The organism is Rhizobium anhuiense (assembly GCF_003985145.1).
Classification (GTDB): Bacteria; Pseudomonadota; Alphaproteobacteria; order Rhizobiales; family Rhizobiaceae; genus Rhizobium; species Rhizobium anhuiense.
Genome location: NZ_ML133524.1, coordinates 286474 through 300131 on the forward strand (window position 1 = coordinate 286474; position 13658 = coordinate 300131).

Sequence of the window (13658 nt, forward strand, 5' to 3'; positions counted from 1 at the left end):
TTTGCTCTTGCGCTCCGCCAAATCCAGCCTAGATTTGCGCGGACCCTCCCAAGGCTTTCACCTCTCTTCCAAGGTTTTTCCATGAAGTACAATTCACTAGGCCGCACCGAGATTTCCGTTTCAGAGATCTGCCTTGGCACGATGACCTGGGGTTCGCAGAACAGCGAAGCCGACGCGCATGCGCAGATGGACTACGCCGTCGAAAAAGGCGTCAATTTCTTCGACACGGCCGAGCTTTATCCGACCACGCCGGTTTCGGCCGAAACGCAGGGCTGGACCGAAGACTATATCGGCAGCTGGTTCGAAAAGACCGGCAAGCGCGGGGATATCGTGCTCGCCACCAAGGTTGCAGGCCGCGGCCGCGACTATATTCGCGGCGGCCAAGGCGCCGATGCAAAGAATATCCGACTGGCGCTCGAGGCCAGCCTGGCGCGGCTGAAGACCGATTACGTCGATCTCTACCAGGTCCACTGGCCGAACCGCGGCCATTTCCATTTCCGCCAGAACTGGAGCTACAATCCCTTCAACCAGGATCGCGACAAGGCCGTCGCCAACATGCTCGACATCCTGGAAACGCTCGGCGCGCTGGTGCAGGAAGGCAAGATCCGCGCGATCGGCCTTTCCAACGAAACCACCTGGGGCATACAGAAATATCTGACGCTTTCCGAACAGAAGAGCTTGCCGCGCGTTGCCAGCGTCCAGAACGAATATAACCTGCTCTACCGTCATTTCGATCTCGACCTCGCCGAACTCTCGCATCACGAGGATGTCGGGCTGCTCGCCTATTCGCCGCTTGCCGGCGGCATCCTGTCCGGCAAATATGTAGATGGCGGCAGGCCGAAGGGTTCGCGCGGTTCGATCAACCCCGATATCGGCGGTCGCCTGCAGCCGTTGCAGGAACCGGCGACCAAAGCCTACCTGCAGATCGCCGCAACCTTCGGCCTCGACCCGGCGGCCATGGCGCTCGCCTTCTGCCGATCAAGGCCGTTCATGGCCTCGGTCATCATCGGCGCAACCTCGATGGAGCAGCTGAAAGTCGATATCGGCGCAGCCGAGCTGACGCTCTCTCACGAAGTCCTGGCGGAGATCGCCAAGGTGCACCGCCAGTATCCGCTGACGCTTTGATCATCTTGCCGTAAGGCCCCCCGACGCCGACCATCGGTTTGCGTCGGGTCCGATTGCACTTGCCTTTGCCCAAAAAATCCGTATAAGCCGCCCTGTTCGTTAACCCGGTCTTCTGGCTGGTGGCTGAACGGAGGGCCGGTTTCCTTTTGGAAATCGTTCGGAACGGAAGCGTTCCAGCCTCCCGTGTCTCCGCTCTCGACCGTCTCGGAAAACGCTTTCTTGCCTGGGCCCGCCCAATCAGGAGCAGTCGTTGAGGCTTAGCCGCCGAATATCGGGTTGAACCAAACGCAAGAAAGGCAAAGCTGTCATGGCTCTTTATGAACATGTATTCCTTGCCCGGCAGGATATTTCCGCTCAGCAGGTCGATGCCCTCGTAGAACAGTACAAGGGCGTGATCGAAGCAAACGGCGGTAAAGTCGGGCGTATCGAGAACTGGGGCCTCAAGTCCCTCACCTACCGCATCAAGAAGAACCGCAAGGCGCACTACGCCCTGATGGACATCGATGCACCGGCTGCTGCCGTCCAGGAAATGGAACGTCAGATGCGCATCAGCGAAGACGTTCTTCGCTACATGACGATCGCCGTCGAGAAGCATGAAGAAGGTCCGTCTGCCATGATGCAGAAGCGCGACCGTGACGACCGTCCGCGTGAAGGCGGCCGTGGCCCGCGTGAAGGCGGCTTCGGTGATCGCGACCGTGGCCCGCGTCCGCCGCGTGAAGGTGGCTTCGGCGACCGTGACGACCGTCCGCGCCGTCCGCGCGAAGACCGTGTATAAGGGAGATCCGAGATATGTCTGAAACTTCCTCCGCTCCGGTCCGCCGCCCGTTCCATCGCCGCCGCAAGACCTGCCCGTTCTCCGGCGCCAACGCGCCGCGGATCGACTACAAGGACGTACGCCTGCTGCAGCGCTACATTTCCGAGCGCGGCAAGATCGTTCCGTCCCGCATCACGGCCGTTTCCCAGAAGAAGCAGCGCGAACTGGCCCAGGCGATCAAGCGCGCCCGTTTCCTCGGCCTGCTGCCCTACGTCGTCGCCTGATCGGCCGACACCAATACCATTGAGGGAAGGCATTCGTGCCTTCCCTTCTCCCTTTCGCGATGGGCGCGGATCGGAACTCTTAAAACCCATGTTGAGACGTTTCTGAATTCGATTCAGCAACATCCTCTAACTGCTTGATGAAGCAGGACAGCGACCTTGAAACGACTAAACATTAGAACGCTGCTGATCGGCGCACTCGCCGGATTGACCGCCGCCCTGCTGGTGCTGGGCGCGAGCATGCAGCCGTCGTTTTTCAGCGCGCTTCTCTACACGGCTTCAGCGCTGCCGATTCTGATCGTCGGGCTCGGATGGGGCAATGCCGCGGCGATCTCGGCCGTCACCACCGCTGCCGCACTCGGCGCGATCTTGATCTCGCCTTCCTTCGCGCTGATCATGACGCTGGTGACGCTTCTGCCGGCCGGCTGGCTGAGCCATCTCGCCAATCTCGCGCGTCCCGCCTCCGAACTCGGTGGCCCCGACCACCTGCTTGCCTGGTATCCGCTCTCCGATATCCTGCTGCATCTCTGCGGCCTGGTGACGCTTGCGGTCATCGTCATCGGCGTGATCATCGGCTACGGGCCTGAGATCACCGATCCGATCGTCGACCTGCTGATCACCTCGCTCAAACAGCAGCAACCGGAATTCATGCCCGATCCGGCCGCGACCGCGCAGACCAAATCGCTGATCCTGCTGATGCTGCCGGCTTTGCAGGGCGGCATGTGGGTCTCCATGCTGTTTGCCGCCTATTATTTTGCGGTGCGCATCGTCTCAGCCTCCGGCCGCGGCCTTCGCCCGCGCGAGGACATTCCCTCGTCGCTGCGCATGAACCGCAACTCGATCTTCATCTTCCTGGCCGGGCTTGCCGCCTGCTTCTTCGGCGGCGTTCCGGCGCTGGTCGGCGCGACCGTGATCGGCACCTTCGGCGCCGGTTTCATGCTCTCCGGTTTCGCCTCGCTGCATTTCCGCACGCGCGGCAAGGACTGGCGCATGCCGGCCCTCATCCTTAGCTACCTGGCTTCGATGCTCATGCTGCTGCCAGCTCTCCTCATCCTCGTCCTTGGTCTCAGCGATACGCGCAAGGCGATCGCGCTGACCCCGACGAAAGATGCTGATGCCCCCAAACAACCCGATACGAAAATCTGAGACACAAGAAAGGAAAAAGAAAATGGAAGTCATTCTTCTTGAACGCATCTCCAAGCTCGGCCAGATGGGCGAAACCGTCAAGGTTCGCGACGGCTTTGCCCGTAACTACCTGCTGCCGCTCGGCAAGGCGCTGCGCGCCAACGCCGCCAACAAGACCCGCTTCGAAGCCGAGCGTGCGACGCTCGAAGCCCGCAACCTCGAGCGCAAGTCGGAAGCCCAGAAGGTCGCCGACGTTCTCGACGGCAAGTCCTTCATCGTCGTGCGTTCCGCCGGCGAAACCGGCCAGCTCTACGGTTCGGTCGCCGCCCGTGACGTCGTCGAGATCCTCGCCGCCGAAGGCTTCAACATCGGCCGCAACCAGGTTCACCTCAACACGCCGATCAAGTCGATCGGCCTGCACAAGGTTGAGCTGCAGCTGCATGCCGAAGTCGAAATCCACGTCGAGCTCAACGTTGCCCGTTCTGCCGAAGAGGCAGAGCGCCAGGCCAAGGGTGAAGAGCTCACCTCGGTCGACGCGATCTACGGTGTCGACGAAGACGCATTGCGTCCGGAAGACTTCTTCGATCCGGAAGCCGACGGCGTCGACGAAGACGAAGCATAATTTTCGTCGGAGCGATCCACGAGAGAGAAAGCCCGGCCATCGCGCCGGGCTTTTTCGTTTACACACCTTCGACAGACCGTTTTCCACCCCTTCGACAGGCGCGGCCGATCGGGGTCGCTTTTTTAAGGGGATTTCCCGGATGTTTTTGCTGCGCGCCTTATCGCGCCACGCTAAAATACCCTTCTCCGAAACGGATGCGCTGAGTCGGCGCCAGACCGTGTCGTGCGGGTGACACTGCCAGTATTTCTCCTTTGTGTCGCCCAGGACTGTGGAGAAGTCGAACAACGTGCACAGCGTTCAGGATTTAGGCGAAGAGAGCCCCCGCTCCTTTCGTAGCCTCTTGATTTTCGCGTCCGGAATTGCAAATCCGGAGCTGGAAAAAGACAGAACGGATGATGATGAACGACGCCGCTCGAAAGATTGCAGCCGTTGCTCCGTCGGAGCAGCATTATCGCGAAGCACCCAACAATATCGAAGCCGAGCAGGCGCTTCTGGGCGCGATCCTGATGAACAACGACGCCTATTACCGGGTGTCGGACTTCCTGAAGCCTATCCATCTCTATGAACCGCTGCATCGGAAGATCTTCGAGGTTGCCGGCGATATCATCCGCATGGGCAAGATCGCCAATCCGGTGACGATCAAGACCTTCCTGAAGGCCGACGAGAAGGTCGGCGACATGACGGTTTCGCAATATCTGGCGAGCCTCGTCAGCAACGCCGTCACCGTCATCAATGCCGAGGATTACGGCCGGGCGATCTACGACCTGGCGCTGCGCCGGGCGCTGATCACCATCGGCGAGGACGTCGTCAACATCGCCTATGACGCGCCGCTCGACATGCCGCCGCAGTCGCAGATCGAAGATACCGAACGCCGCCTCTTCGAACTGGCGGAAAACGGCCGCTACGACGGCGGATTCCAGGCCTTCAACGATGCCGTTGCGCTGGCGATCGACATGGCGGCTGTCGCCAAGGAACGCGATGGCGGGCTTTCCGGCATTTCCACCGGCATCCATTCGCTGGATTCCAAGATGGGTGGCCTGCAGCGTTCGGACTTGATCGTGCTGGCCGGACGTCCCGGCATGGGCAAGACCTCGCTTGCCACCAATATCGCCTATAATATCGCCGCCGCCTACGAAGGCGAAGTCCAGTCGGACGGCAGCATGAAGGCGAAGAACGGCGGCGTCGTCGGCTTCTATTCGCTCGAAATGTCGTCCGAACAGCTCGCCACCCGTATCATCTCCGAGCAGACGGAAGTCTCCTCCTCGAAGATCCGCCGCGGCGACATCAACGATGCCGATTTTGAAAAGCTCGTCGCCTGCTCGATGATGATGCAGAAGGTGCCGCTCTATATCGACCAGACCGGCGGTATCTCGATCGCCCAGCTTTCGGCGCGCGCCCGCCGCCTCAAGCGCCAGCGCGGCCTCGATGTGCTTGTGGTCGACTACATCCAGCTGATGACCGGCTCGGGCAAATCCAGCGACAACCGTGTCCAGGAAATCACCCAGATCACCACCGGCCTGAAGGCGCTCGGCAAGGAACTCAACGTTCCGATCATCGCGCTGTCGCAGCTCTCGCGTCAGGTCGAAAGCCGGGACGACAAGCGCCCGCAGCTTTCCGACCTTCGCGAATCCGGCTCGATCGAGCAGGACGCCGACGTCGTGTTGTTCGTGTTCCGGGAGGAATACTACGTCAAAAATTCGGAGCCGCGCGACATCCACGATCCGAAATATCCGGAATGGGAAGCGCTGTTCGACAAGGTAAAAGGTACGGCCGACGTCATCATCGCCAAGCAGCGCCACGGGCCGACAGGCACGGTGAAGCTCGCCTTCCAGTCGGAATTCACCCGCTTCGCCGATCTCGCCGATCCCTCCTTCACACAGTACGAGGAACATTGACACGGTATTTCCGGGTCAATTTCCCCTAGAAACCTGTGGCCCGCAACAAGGCCACCGTCACAACGCCGCCGACGACGCTGGCAAGCATCGGCAGGCGGCGGGCGGCCAGCGCCGTTGCGGCACATGCCAGTGTCTCCGCCCAGCCGGTCGCAAAGGCGGTCGGAGCGATCACCGCCATCAGGACCGCCGGCGGGATCGCCTCAATCGCCGTTTTCCAGCGCTCGTCCAGCTGCACGTGACGGATGAGGACGAGACCGCTGATGCGCGTGAAAATCGTCGCGAATGCCATCGCGAGGATGGCAAGCAGGGTATTGATATCAAGCGTCATGCGGCCTGCTCCTGGACCCCACCCTTCCAGAAAGCCATCACCAGTCCGGCCAAAGCGCCGGCTGCGATATACCAGACGCCCGGCACGAAATGATGGACGGCGACGGCTGCAATTCCGCTCGCGGCCAGAATTGCGCCCGTTTCCGGTCCCTTCCAGAAGCCCATGACCAGCACGACAAACACGGCCGGAAAAGCGAAATCGAGACCGATGACCGCCGGATCGCCCAGAAAGACGCCGAGCAACGCGCCTGCGAGCGAAGAGCCGACCCAGGCGACATAGAAGGGCGCGACGATGCCGGCATACCAGACGGGCGTCAGCCGTGTGCTGCCGGCGCGGAACTCCGCCATGGCCCAGAGTTCGTCAGCGAGAAACAGCATGGCGGCATAGCGCTTGATGGTGGAGAAGGACTGCATCTTCATACCGAGCGACGCGCTCATCAGCACATGGCGGATATTGACCAGCAGTGTTGCGAAGCCGACGCCGACCCAGCTTGCCGGATGCGCCCATATATCCATTGCCACGAACTGCGAGCCGCCGGCGAAGACCAGCGCACTCATCAGCGTCGTTTCCAACACCGAAAGACCCTTGGTGGCCGAAATCGCGCCGAAAACCAGACCGATCGGAGCAACGGCGACGACAAGCGGAAAGATGGCGCGCATTCCGGCAAGAAATTCGCCGGTAAGAAATTCGCTGGATGGCCGGCTTTGCTGCAACATGGCAACCTCCTGATTGAGATCACGGAGCAGTAGCCCAGCCCGACACAGCCGTATTGAACGAAAGTGATCAGCCAGTACGGAATTGACCGGGTGTTACGCCCGTGCGCGCCTTGAAGTGCCGGGTGAAATGCGCCTGATCGGCAAAACCGCATTCGAGCGCGATATCGGCGGGCATGCGCCCCTGCCGCAGCAGCCTGCGGGCCACCTGCACGCGCCGGTCCGTCAGGAAGGCATGTGGCGTGATGTGGTATTCCTTGCGGAAGGCGCGGATGAGATGCGCGCGGCTCAACCTCGCCACCCCGGCCAGTTCCTCAAGGCCGACGTCGCTGTCGAAATTCTCGATGAGATATTCGCGCGCGCGGGCGACGGCGCTTCGCTCCTGCGTATCGACAGGCACGACGATTGTGCTGCCGTGGCGCGCAAAGATCGCCGCCAGCACCGAGAACATGCTTTCATCGGACTCCAATGCACCTGCGCCCCTTTCGAGCGTGCGGTGGGCGGCGTGAAAAGCATTGGCGAGTTGCGGATCGCGTGGAAGCCCGCCGGAAAAAGACGGCGTCGCGTGAAAGGCCTTGCCCGTCACATCCTCCAGAATATCGATGAATAATTTCATGTCCGGATAAATCATGCGATAACGGTAGCCCTCGCCGCCGGGAGCGCCGTCATGAATGACGCCCGGATCGATAAGATAAAGGTCGCCCGGGCCGGTTTCCTCCCGCCTGCCGCTCAGCGTGGCGATCTGGCTGCCGCTTTCAATCGCGCCGATGCTGAATGTATCGTGCGCATGCGGCGCATATTCATGAGTGAGAAAGGTAGCGCTCAGACACTCCATGTCACGGAAGCGGCTGTCCCGCCAAAAGCGGGCCGATTCCACGTTGGCGAGCGGCATAGCCTCCGCCGCCTCTTTCTGAGATACGTTCTGCATGCGGGTAGATTAGCGCCGAAGCCGCCATGCGTCTTGAACAAAAGTGATCGTACAGGCGGCAAAGGATGGTATGTGACCGCCCGCGCTTTCCCTTGGCCACAATGCTCACTAGACTGGGTGAGGTGATTTTCCCTTCATTTCTTCACGGCGATTCATGACAGATTTTCCCATTCCCTTCGACGACGACGATCTTTTCGCTTCCGCAGGCCTGCGGCTGACCGTCGACTTGACCGCGCTTACGGAGAACTGGCGCGATATGGCGCGCCGCTCCGGTGCAGCGCGCGCCTCGGCCGTCGTCAAGGCGGATGCCTATGGCATGGGCATCGAGGATGCCGGCGAAGCGCTCTATATGGCAGGCGCCCGCGACTTCTTCGTCGCGACCGTCGACGAGGGCGTCACCCTTCGCCTCTATGCGCCGGAGGCGCGCATCTTCGTGCTCTCCGGCATCTGGCCGGGCACCGAGCGACGCTTCTTCGACAATGATCTGGTGCCGGTGATTTCTTCCGACGAGCAACTCGCCTTCTGGATGGCGGTGCTGGCCGATTACGGCGACTACCCCTGCGCGCTGCATGTCGATACCGGTTTCAATCGGCTCGGACTACATATCGACGATGCGATCGCGCTCGTCGACGATGTTTCGCGGCCGGCTAGTTTCGCGCCGGTGCTTGTCATGAGCCATCTCGCCTGCGGCGACGATCCCAGCCATGCGATGAACCGGCGGCAGCTCGAATCATTCCACAGGGTTAGCGCCGCCTATGAAGGCATCGATTCAAGTCTTGCGGCCTCGGCCGGCATCTTTCTCGGCGAGGATTATCACTTCGACCTGACCCGCCCCGGCATTGCGCTCTATGGCGGCGAAGCGGTCTGCGGCATGACGAACCCGATGCGGCCGGTGGCAACCGCGGAAGCGCGCATCATCCAGGTGCGAAATGTCGAGGCCGGCGAGACCGTCAGCTATGGGCGGGCGCTGCAGCTCAACCGCAAAAGCCGGCTGGCGATCGCCTCGGCCGGTTATGCCGACGGCTATATGCGCAGCCAGTCGAGCGGCGGCGTGCCGCTGCGCCAAGCGGTGCCGCAAGGCGGGCAAGGCTTTATCGCCGGACACAAGGTGCCGGTTGCCGGCCGGATCACCATGGACCTGACGATCTTCGATATCACCGACCTGCCTGACAATGCCGTGCGCGCCGGGGATTATGTCGAGCTGTTCGGCAAGAATATGCCAGTCGACGACGTGGCGCGGGCAGCAGGCACGATCGGATACGAGATCCTGACCAGCATGGGGCTCCGCCATGAGCGGCGCTATGTCGCCGAGGAGTAGAGTTCGCCCGTCAACGGCTGCTGAGCGCAAGGCGGACGCCGAGCGCTACGAAAAGCGCGCCGAGGCTGCGATCGAGCCATAGCCCGACTTTCTGATTATGCCTGAGCGCATCGGCAAGGCGCCCGCCGAGAAGGACGAGCGGCGGCTCGATGAAGGCAGCGACGACAATGATAAGCCCGCCATGCAGCAGGAGTTGGGCCCATGCCGGTCCTGCCCCTTCGACGACGAATTGCGGCAGGAAGGCCAGGAAGAAGATCGCCACCTTCGGATTGAGCAACGACACCAGGATTCCCTGCCGGTAGATCCTTGCGCCCGGCATTTCTTCACCGGCAGCCTTTATCAGTCCATTGCCGCCGCCGGCGCGCAACGCCTGGATGCCCAGCCAGACGAGATAGGCGGCGCCGATCCATTTGACCGTCGAGAAGGCGGCGGCGGAAGCGGCAAGCACGGCGGAAAGACCGAGTGCCGCCATCAGCACGTGCAGGCAGGCGCCAGACCAGACGCCGAACAACGCGGAAAAACCGGCACGTTTTCCGCCTCTCATCGTGTGACCGAGGATGAAGGCGATGTCGGGGCCGGGCGAGAGGTTGAGCAAAACCGCAGCCGACAGAAATGCAAGCCAGTGCGCGAGCGAATAATCGAACATCTTCCACCGTTCCGGATAAGCAGAGAACAAAGGATAGGCACGGCGCGCGCTGATGGGGAAATCATTAGTTTTGATCCGTCGCGATAGCCATTATCTCAAGCACGACAATGATTCGATGAAGCGGCGCGTCTGCTTGCCTCGGGAACCCGGACTGAAAGAGTAATTGATGGCGAAGGCCAGGACACAATTCATCTGCCAGAATTGCGGCACGGTTCATAACCGCTGGGCCGGCAAATGCGAAAACTGCGGCGAGTGGAACACCATCGTCGAAGAGGACCCGATGGGCGGGATCGGCTCCGGTCCGGGCAAGACGCCGAAAAAGGGCCGCCCGGTGGCGCTGACGGCGCTATCCGGCGAGATCGAGGAGGCGCCGCGCATCCACACCGCCATGTCGGAGCTCGACCGGGCGCTTGGCGGCGGCTTCGTGCGCGGCTCGGCGGTGCTGATCGGCGGCGATCCCGGCATCGGCAAATCGACGCTGCTGATGCAGGCGGCCGCCGCCCTTGCACGGCGCGGCCACAAGATCATCTACGTCTCCGGCGAAGAAGCCGTAGCGCAGGTCCGGCTGCGGGCGCAACGCCTCGCGGCGGCCGATACCGACGTGATGCTGGCGGCCGAAACCAATGTCGAGGATATTCTGGCGACCCTCGCCGAGGGCAAGCGGCCGGACCTCGTCATCATCGATTCGATCCAGACGCTTTGGAGCGAACTGGCCGAATCCGCGCCGGGAACGGTGACGCAGGTGCGCACCGGTGTGCAGGCGATGATCCGTTTCGCCAAGCAGACGGGGGCCGCCATGGTGCTCGTCGGGCATGTGACCAAGGACGGGCAGATCGCCGGCCCGCGCGTCGTCGAACACATGGTCGATGCCGTGCTCTATTTCGAAGGCGATCGCGGCCATCACTACCGCATCCTGCGCACGGTCAAGAACCGCTTCGGCCCGACCGACGAGATCGGCGTCTTCGAAATGTCCGACAAGGGCTTGCGCGAAGTCGCCAACCCGTCGGAGCTCTTCCTCGGCGAGCGCAACGAAAAATCGCCAGGTGCTGCCGTCTTTGCCGGCATGGAAGGCACGCGTCCGGTGCTCGTCGAGGTGCAGGCGCTGGTGGCGCCGACCTCGCTTGGCACGCCGCGGCGCGCCGTGGTCGGCTGGGATTCGGCCCGGCTATCGATGATCCTGGCCGTGCTCGAAGCCCATTGCGGCGTCCGGCTCGGCCAGCACGACGTCTACCTCAACGTTGCCGGCGGTTACCGCATCACCGAACCGGCGGCCGATCTGGCCGTCGCTTCGGCGCTCGTTTCCTCGCTTGCCGGTATTGCCCTTCCTGCCGATTGCGTCTATTTCGGCGAAGTCAGCCTGTCGGGCGCCATCCGGCCGGTTGCGCACACCGCCCAGCGCCTCAAGGAAGCCGAGAAGCTGGGTTTTTCCGCAGCATTGCTTCCATCCGCCTCCGCCGAATTGCCGAAGGGTTCCGGCGGGCGCTGGAGCGAGGTCGAAAGCCTGCCGGATCTGGTCGCGCGCATCGCCGGGTCGAAGGGGGCGTTGCGTGTGGAAGACGAGGTTTGATCCTTTCATTGCCAAGATTGGTGATGATATAGGAGGCACACGATAAGGCACGACACGGCCGCCAAGCGGCAGTCCTGGAGTTGAATTTACATGCCCATTACGATTTTCGACGGTATTGTCATCGGCGTCGTGCTCTTCTCCGCCGTGCTGGCGATGGTCCGCGGCTTTTCGCGCGAGATCCTCTCGATCGCGAGTTGGGGCGGTTCGGCGGCGGCGGCCTATTACCTCTATCCCTACCTGCTGCCCTATGCGAAGAAATACACCGATGACGACCGCATCGCGATCATCGGTTCGGCAGCGGTCGTCTTCCTGATCGCGCTCATCGTCATCTCCTTCATCACGATGAAGATCGCCGATTTCATCATCGACAGCCGCGTCGGCGCGCTTGATCGCACGCTCGGTTTCCTGTTCGGGGCAGCCCGCGGCGTGCTGCTCCTGGTCGTTGCCGTCGCCTTCTGGAACTGGCTGGTCGATGTCGATCACCGCCCGGCCTGGGTCAACGAAGCCAAATCGAAACCCTTCCTGGATTCGATGGTCGTGAAGCTGAAATCGGCTCTGCCGGAGCAATTTGCCCAGATGATACCGGCGAGCATCCGTGATAAGCTTCAGCCGCAGGCACAGGGCACTGAGGGTACCACGCCGCCGACGGGCGACCAGGCTCCAGCGGAAGACGCACCGAATGCGCCTGCAGACGGCGCACAGCAGCCGGCGAATTGACACAGTGTTCAAGAGCTTGACCCGCCTTAAGGCAATTGCCATTTGAGCGGAATGTGAATGAGGGTCCGGTCGGGCATTCCAGCTCCGCCGGGCTTCCGTTATTTCTGGAAATGCCGATCCATTCTTGTGAGAGCAGAGGCCCGCAGAAATGAACCAGTCCCATGCCATCCCGACCGACGATCCGCTCGACGGAGATACGCTGCATGAAGAATGCGGGGTATTCGGAATTTTGGGACATCCCGATGCCGCAGCGCTCACGGCGCTTGGCCTGCATGCGCTTCAGCATCGCGGACAGGAAGCGGCCGGCATCGTCTCCTTCGACGGCAAGCGCTTTTATCAAGAGCGCCATATGGGCCTCGTCGGCGACCACTATACCAATCCGATGACGCTCGCCCGCCTGCCGGGCAGCATGTCGATCGGCCATACGCGCTACTCGACGACAGGCGAAGTGGCCATGCGCAACGTGCAGCCGCTCTTTGCCGAACTGGAAGAAGGCGGCATCGCCATTGCCCATAACGGCAATTTCACCAATGGCCTGACGCTGCGCCGCCAGATCATCGCCACCGGCGCCATCTGTCAGTCGACCTCCGACACGGAAGTCGTCCTCCACCTCATTGCCCGCTCGCGCCATGCGTCCACATCCGACCGCTTCATCGATGCGATCCGCCAGATGGAAGGCGGCTATTCGATGCTCGCCATGACGCGCACGAAGCTGATTGCCGCCCGTGACCCCACAGGCATCCGCCCGCTCGTGCTGGGCGAACTCGACGGCAAGCCGATCTTCTGCTCGGAAACCTGCGCGCTCGATATCATCGGCGCCAAGTTCATCCGCGACGTGGAAAACGGCGAAGTCGTCATCTGCGAAATCCAGCCCGACGGCTCGATCAGCATCGATGCGCGCAAGCCCAGCAAGCCGCAGCCGGAGCGCCTCTGCCTGTTCGAATATGTCTATTTCGCCCGGCCGGATTCGGTCGTCGGCGGCCGCAACGTCTATACGACGCGCAAGAACATGGGCATGAACCTCGCCAAGGAATCGCCCGTCGATGCCGACGTGATCGTGCCGGTGCCGGATGGCGGCACGCCAGCAGCGCTCGGCTATGCCCAGCAGAGCGGCATTCCCTTCGAATACGGTATCATCCGCAACCATTATGTCGGCCGTACCTTCATCGAGCCGACGCAGCAGATCCGCGCCTTCGGCGTGAAGCTGAAGCATTCGGCCAACCGGGCGATGATCGAAGGCAAGCGAGTGGTGCTGGTGGACGATTCCATCGTGCGCGGCACGACCTCTCTCAAGATCGTCCAGATGATCCGCGAAGCCGGCGCGCGCGAAGTCCATGTCCGCGTCGCAAGCCCGATGATCTTCTTCCCGGATTTCTACGGCATCGACACGCCCGATGCCGAAAAGCTGCTGGCAAACCAGTATGCCGATGTCGAAGCCATGGCCAAATATATCGGTGCGGATTCGCTGGCTTTCCTGTCGATCAACGGGCTTTACCGCGCCGTCGGCGGCGAGGATCGCAATCCGGCCCGGCCGCAATTCACCGATCACTATTTCACCGGTGACTACCCGACCCGCCTACTCGACAAGAACGGCGAGTCGATGGGCAACAAGCTTTCGATGCTTGCCAGCAACGGCTGA

General features: G+C 61.8%; 14 protein-coding genes. 10 read left to right on the plus strand and 4 right to left on the minus strand.

From position 1 onward, the window contains the following. The first annotated feature begins 81 nt into the window (after nt 1-81). From EEQ99_RS14675 to EEQ99_RS14700, 6 genes are all read left to right on the plus strand, one after another. Entirely contained in the window at nt 82-1125 is a 1044-nt protein-coding gene (locus EEQ99_RS14675) for an aldo/keto reductase (protein ID WP_028756969.1), read from the plus strand. A 307-nt stretch (nt 1126-1432) separates the two neighbouring features. After that, nucleotides 1433-1900: a 30S ribosomal protein S6 gene (gene rpsF, locus EEQ99_RS14680; protein ID WP_003547040.1), complete on the plus strand. Its 468-nt coding sequence runs from the start codon at nt 1433-1435 to the stop codon at nt 1898-1900. 14 nt (nt 1901-1914) lie between these two features. Continuing rightward, nucleotides 1915-2163: a 30S ribosomal protein S18 gene (gene rpsR / locus EEQ99_RS14685; RefSeq protein WP_003547038.1), complete on the plus strand. Its 249-nt coding sequence runs from the start codon at nt 1915-1917 to the stop codon at nt 2161-2163. 156 nt (nt 2164-2319) lie between these two features. Then, nucleotides 2320-3306 (plus strand): DUF2232 domain-containing protein, encoded by a 987-nt coding sequence (locus tag EEQ99_RS14690; RefSeq protein WP_047616315.1) that lies wholly within the window; start codon nt 2320-2322, stop codon nt 3304-3306. 22 nt (nt 3307-3328) lie between these two features. Beyond that, nucleotides 3329-3907, plus strand: a complete 579-nt coding sequence (rplI, locus tag EEQ99_RS14695; protein ID WP_028756952.1) for a 50S ribosomal protein L9 — start codon at nt 3329-3331, stop codon at nt 3905-3907. Nucleotides 3908-4305: 398 nt separating this feature from the next. Then, nucleotides 4306-5802, plus strand: coding sequence for a replicative DNA helicase (locus EEQ99_RS14700; RefSeq protein WP_025393962.1), 1497 nt, complete (start codon nt 4306-4308; stop codon nt 5800-5802). A 25-nt stretch (nt 5803-5827) separates the two neighbouring features. On the opposite strand, the gene EEQ99_RS14705 is transcribed toward EEQ99_RS14700, so the two are convergent. The 3 genes from EEQ99_RS14705 to EEQ99_RS14715 form a co-directional block, all read right to left on the minus strand. Further along, nucleotides 5828-6130 carry an AzlD family protein gene (locus EEQ99_RS14705; protein ID WP_028756953.1) on the minus strand — a complete coding sequence of 101 codons (303 nt, stop codon included), beginning with the start codon at nt 6128-6130 and terminating at the stop codon, nt 5828-5830. Beyond that, the gene (locus EEQ99_RS14710; protein WP_028756954.1) at nt 6127-6846 is read right to left on the minus strand and encodes an AzlC family ABC transporter permease; all 720 of its coding nucleotides are present in this window, start codon (nt 6844-6846) and stop codon (nt 6127-6129) included. Before EEQ99_RS14710 ends, EEQ99_RS14705 begins: the two co-directional genes overlap by 4 nt. Nucleotides 6847-6913: 67 nt before the next feature. Then, complete coding sequence (locus tag EEQ99_RS14715) at nt 6914-7735, minus strand: AraC family transcriptional regulator (RefSeq protein ID WP_097631073.1); 822 nt, start codon at nt 7733-7735, stop codon at nt 6914-6916. Nucleotides 7736-7925: 190 nt separating this feature from the next. On the opposite strand from EEQ99_RS14715, the gene alr reads away from it, so the two are divergent. Next, nucleotides 7926-9089 carry an alanine racemase gene (gene alr / locus EEQ99_RS14720; protein ID WP_018241436.1) on the plus strand — a complete coding sequence of 388 codons (1164 nt, stop codon included), beginning with the start codon at nt 7926-7928 and terminating at the stop codon, nt 9087-9089. 10 nt (nt 9090-9099) lie between these two features. Here the strand turns inward: alr and EEQ99_RS14725 are convergent, their stop codons facing one another. Further along, nucleotides 9100-9735: a LysE family translocator gene (locus EEQ99_RS14725; protein ID WP_097631074.1), complete on the minus strand. Its 636-nt coding sequence runs from the start codon at nt 9733-9735 to the stop codon at nt 9100-9102. A gap of 166 nt (nt 9736-9901) precedes the next feature. Between EEQ99_RS14725 and radA the strand changes: the two genes are divergently transcribed. From radA to purF, 3 genes are all read left to right on the plus strand, one after another. Continuing rightward, nucleotides 9902-11302 carry a DNA repair protein RadA gene (gene radA / locus EEQ99_RS14730; protein ID WP_028756957.1) on the plus strand — a complete coding sequence of 467 codons (1401 nt, stop codon included), beginning with the start codon at nt 9902-9904 and terminating at the stop codon, nt 11300-11302. Nucleotides 11303-11392: 90 nt separating this feature from the next. Beyond that, the gene (locus EEQ99_RS14735; RefSeq protein WP_028756958.1) at nt 11393-12019 is read left to right on the plus strand and encodes a CvpA family protein; all 627 of its coding nucleotides are present in this window, start codon (nt 11393-11395) and stop codon (nt 12017-12019) included. A gap of 148 nt (nt 12020-12167) precedes the next feature. After that, entirely contained in the window at nt 12168-13658 is a 1491-nt protein-coding gene (purF, locus tag EEQ99_RS14740) for an amidophosphoribosyltransferase (protein ID WP_028756959.1), read from the plus strand.

What these genes read in the sequence shown, in the direction of transcription:
- rpsR (WP_003547038.1), top strand. Translation starts at nt 1,915, where the DNA reads ATGTCTGAAACTTCCTCCGCTCCGGTCCGCCGCCCGTTCCATCGCCGC.
- EEQ99_RS14725 (WP_097631074.1), bottom strand. Translation starts at nt 9,735, where the DNA reads ATGTTCGATTATTCGCTCGCGCACTGGCTTGCATTTCTGTCGGCTGCG.
- rpsF (WP_003547040.1), top strand. Translation starts at nt 1,433, where the DNA reads ATGGCTCTTTATGAACATGTATTCCTTGCCCGGCAGGATATTTCCGCT.
- radA (WP_028756957.1), top strand. Translation starts at nt 9,902, where the DNA reads ATGGCGAAGGCCAGGACACAATTCATCTGCCAGAATTGCGGCACGGTT.
- EEQ99_RS14715 (WP_097631073.1), bottom strand. Translation starts at nt 7,735, where the DNA reads ATGCCGCTCGCCAACGTGGAATCGGCCCGCTTTTGGCGGGACAGCCGC.
- purF (WP_028756959.1), top strand. Translation starts at nt 12,168, where the DNA reads ATGAACCAGTCCCATGCCATCCCGACCGACGATCCGCTCGACGGAGAT.
- alr (WP_018241436.1), top strand. Translation starts at nt 7,926, where the DNA reads ATGACAGATTTTCCCATTCCCTTCGACGACGACGATCTTTTCGCTTCC.
- EEQ99_RS14710 (WP_028756954.1), bottom strand. Translation starts at nt 6,846, where the DNA reads ATGTTGCAGCAAAGCCGGCCATCCAGCGAATTTCTTACCGGCGAATTT.
- EEQ99_RS14700 (WP_025393962.1), top strand. Translation starts at nt 4,306, where the DNA reads ATGAACGACGCCGCTCGAAAGATTGCAGCCGTTGCTCCGTCGGAGCAG.
- rplI (WP_028756952.1), top strand. Translation starts at nt 3,329, where the DNA reads ATGGAAGTCATTCTTCTTGAACGCATCTCCAAGCTCGGCCAGATGGGC.
- EEQ99_RS14735 (WP_028756958.1), top strand. Translation starts at nt 11,393, where the DNA reads ATGCCCATTACGATTTTCGACGGTATTGTCATCGGCGTCGTGCTCTTC.
- EEQ99_RS14705 (WP_028756953.1), bottom strand. Translation starts at nt 6,130, where the DNA reads ATGACGCTTGATATCAATACCCTGCTTGCCATCCTCGCGATGGCATTC.
- EEQ99_RS14675 (WP_028756969.1), top strand. Translation starts at nt 82, where the DNA reads ATGAAGTACAATTCACTAGGCCGCACCGAGATTTCCGTTTCAGAGATC.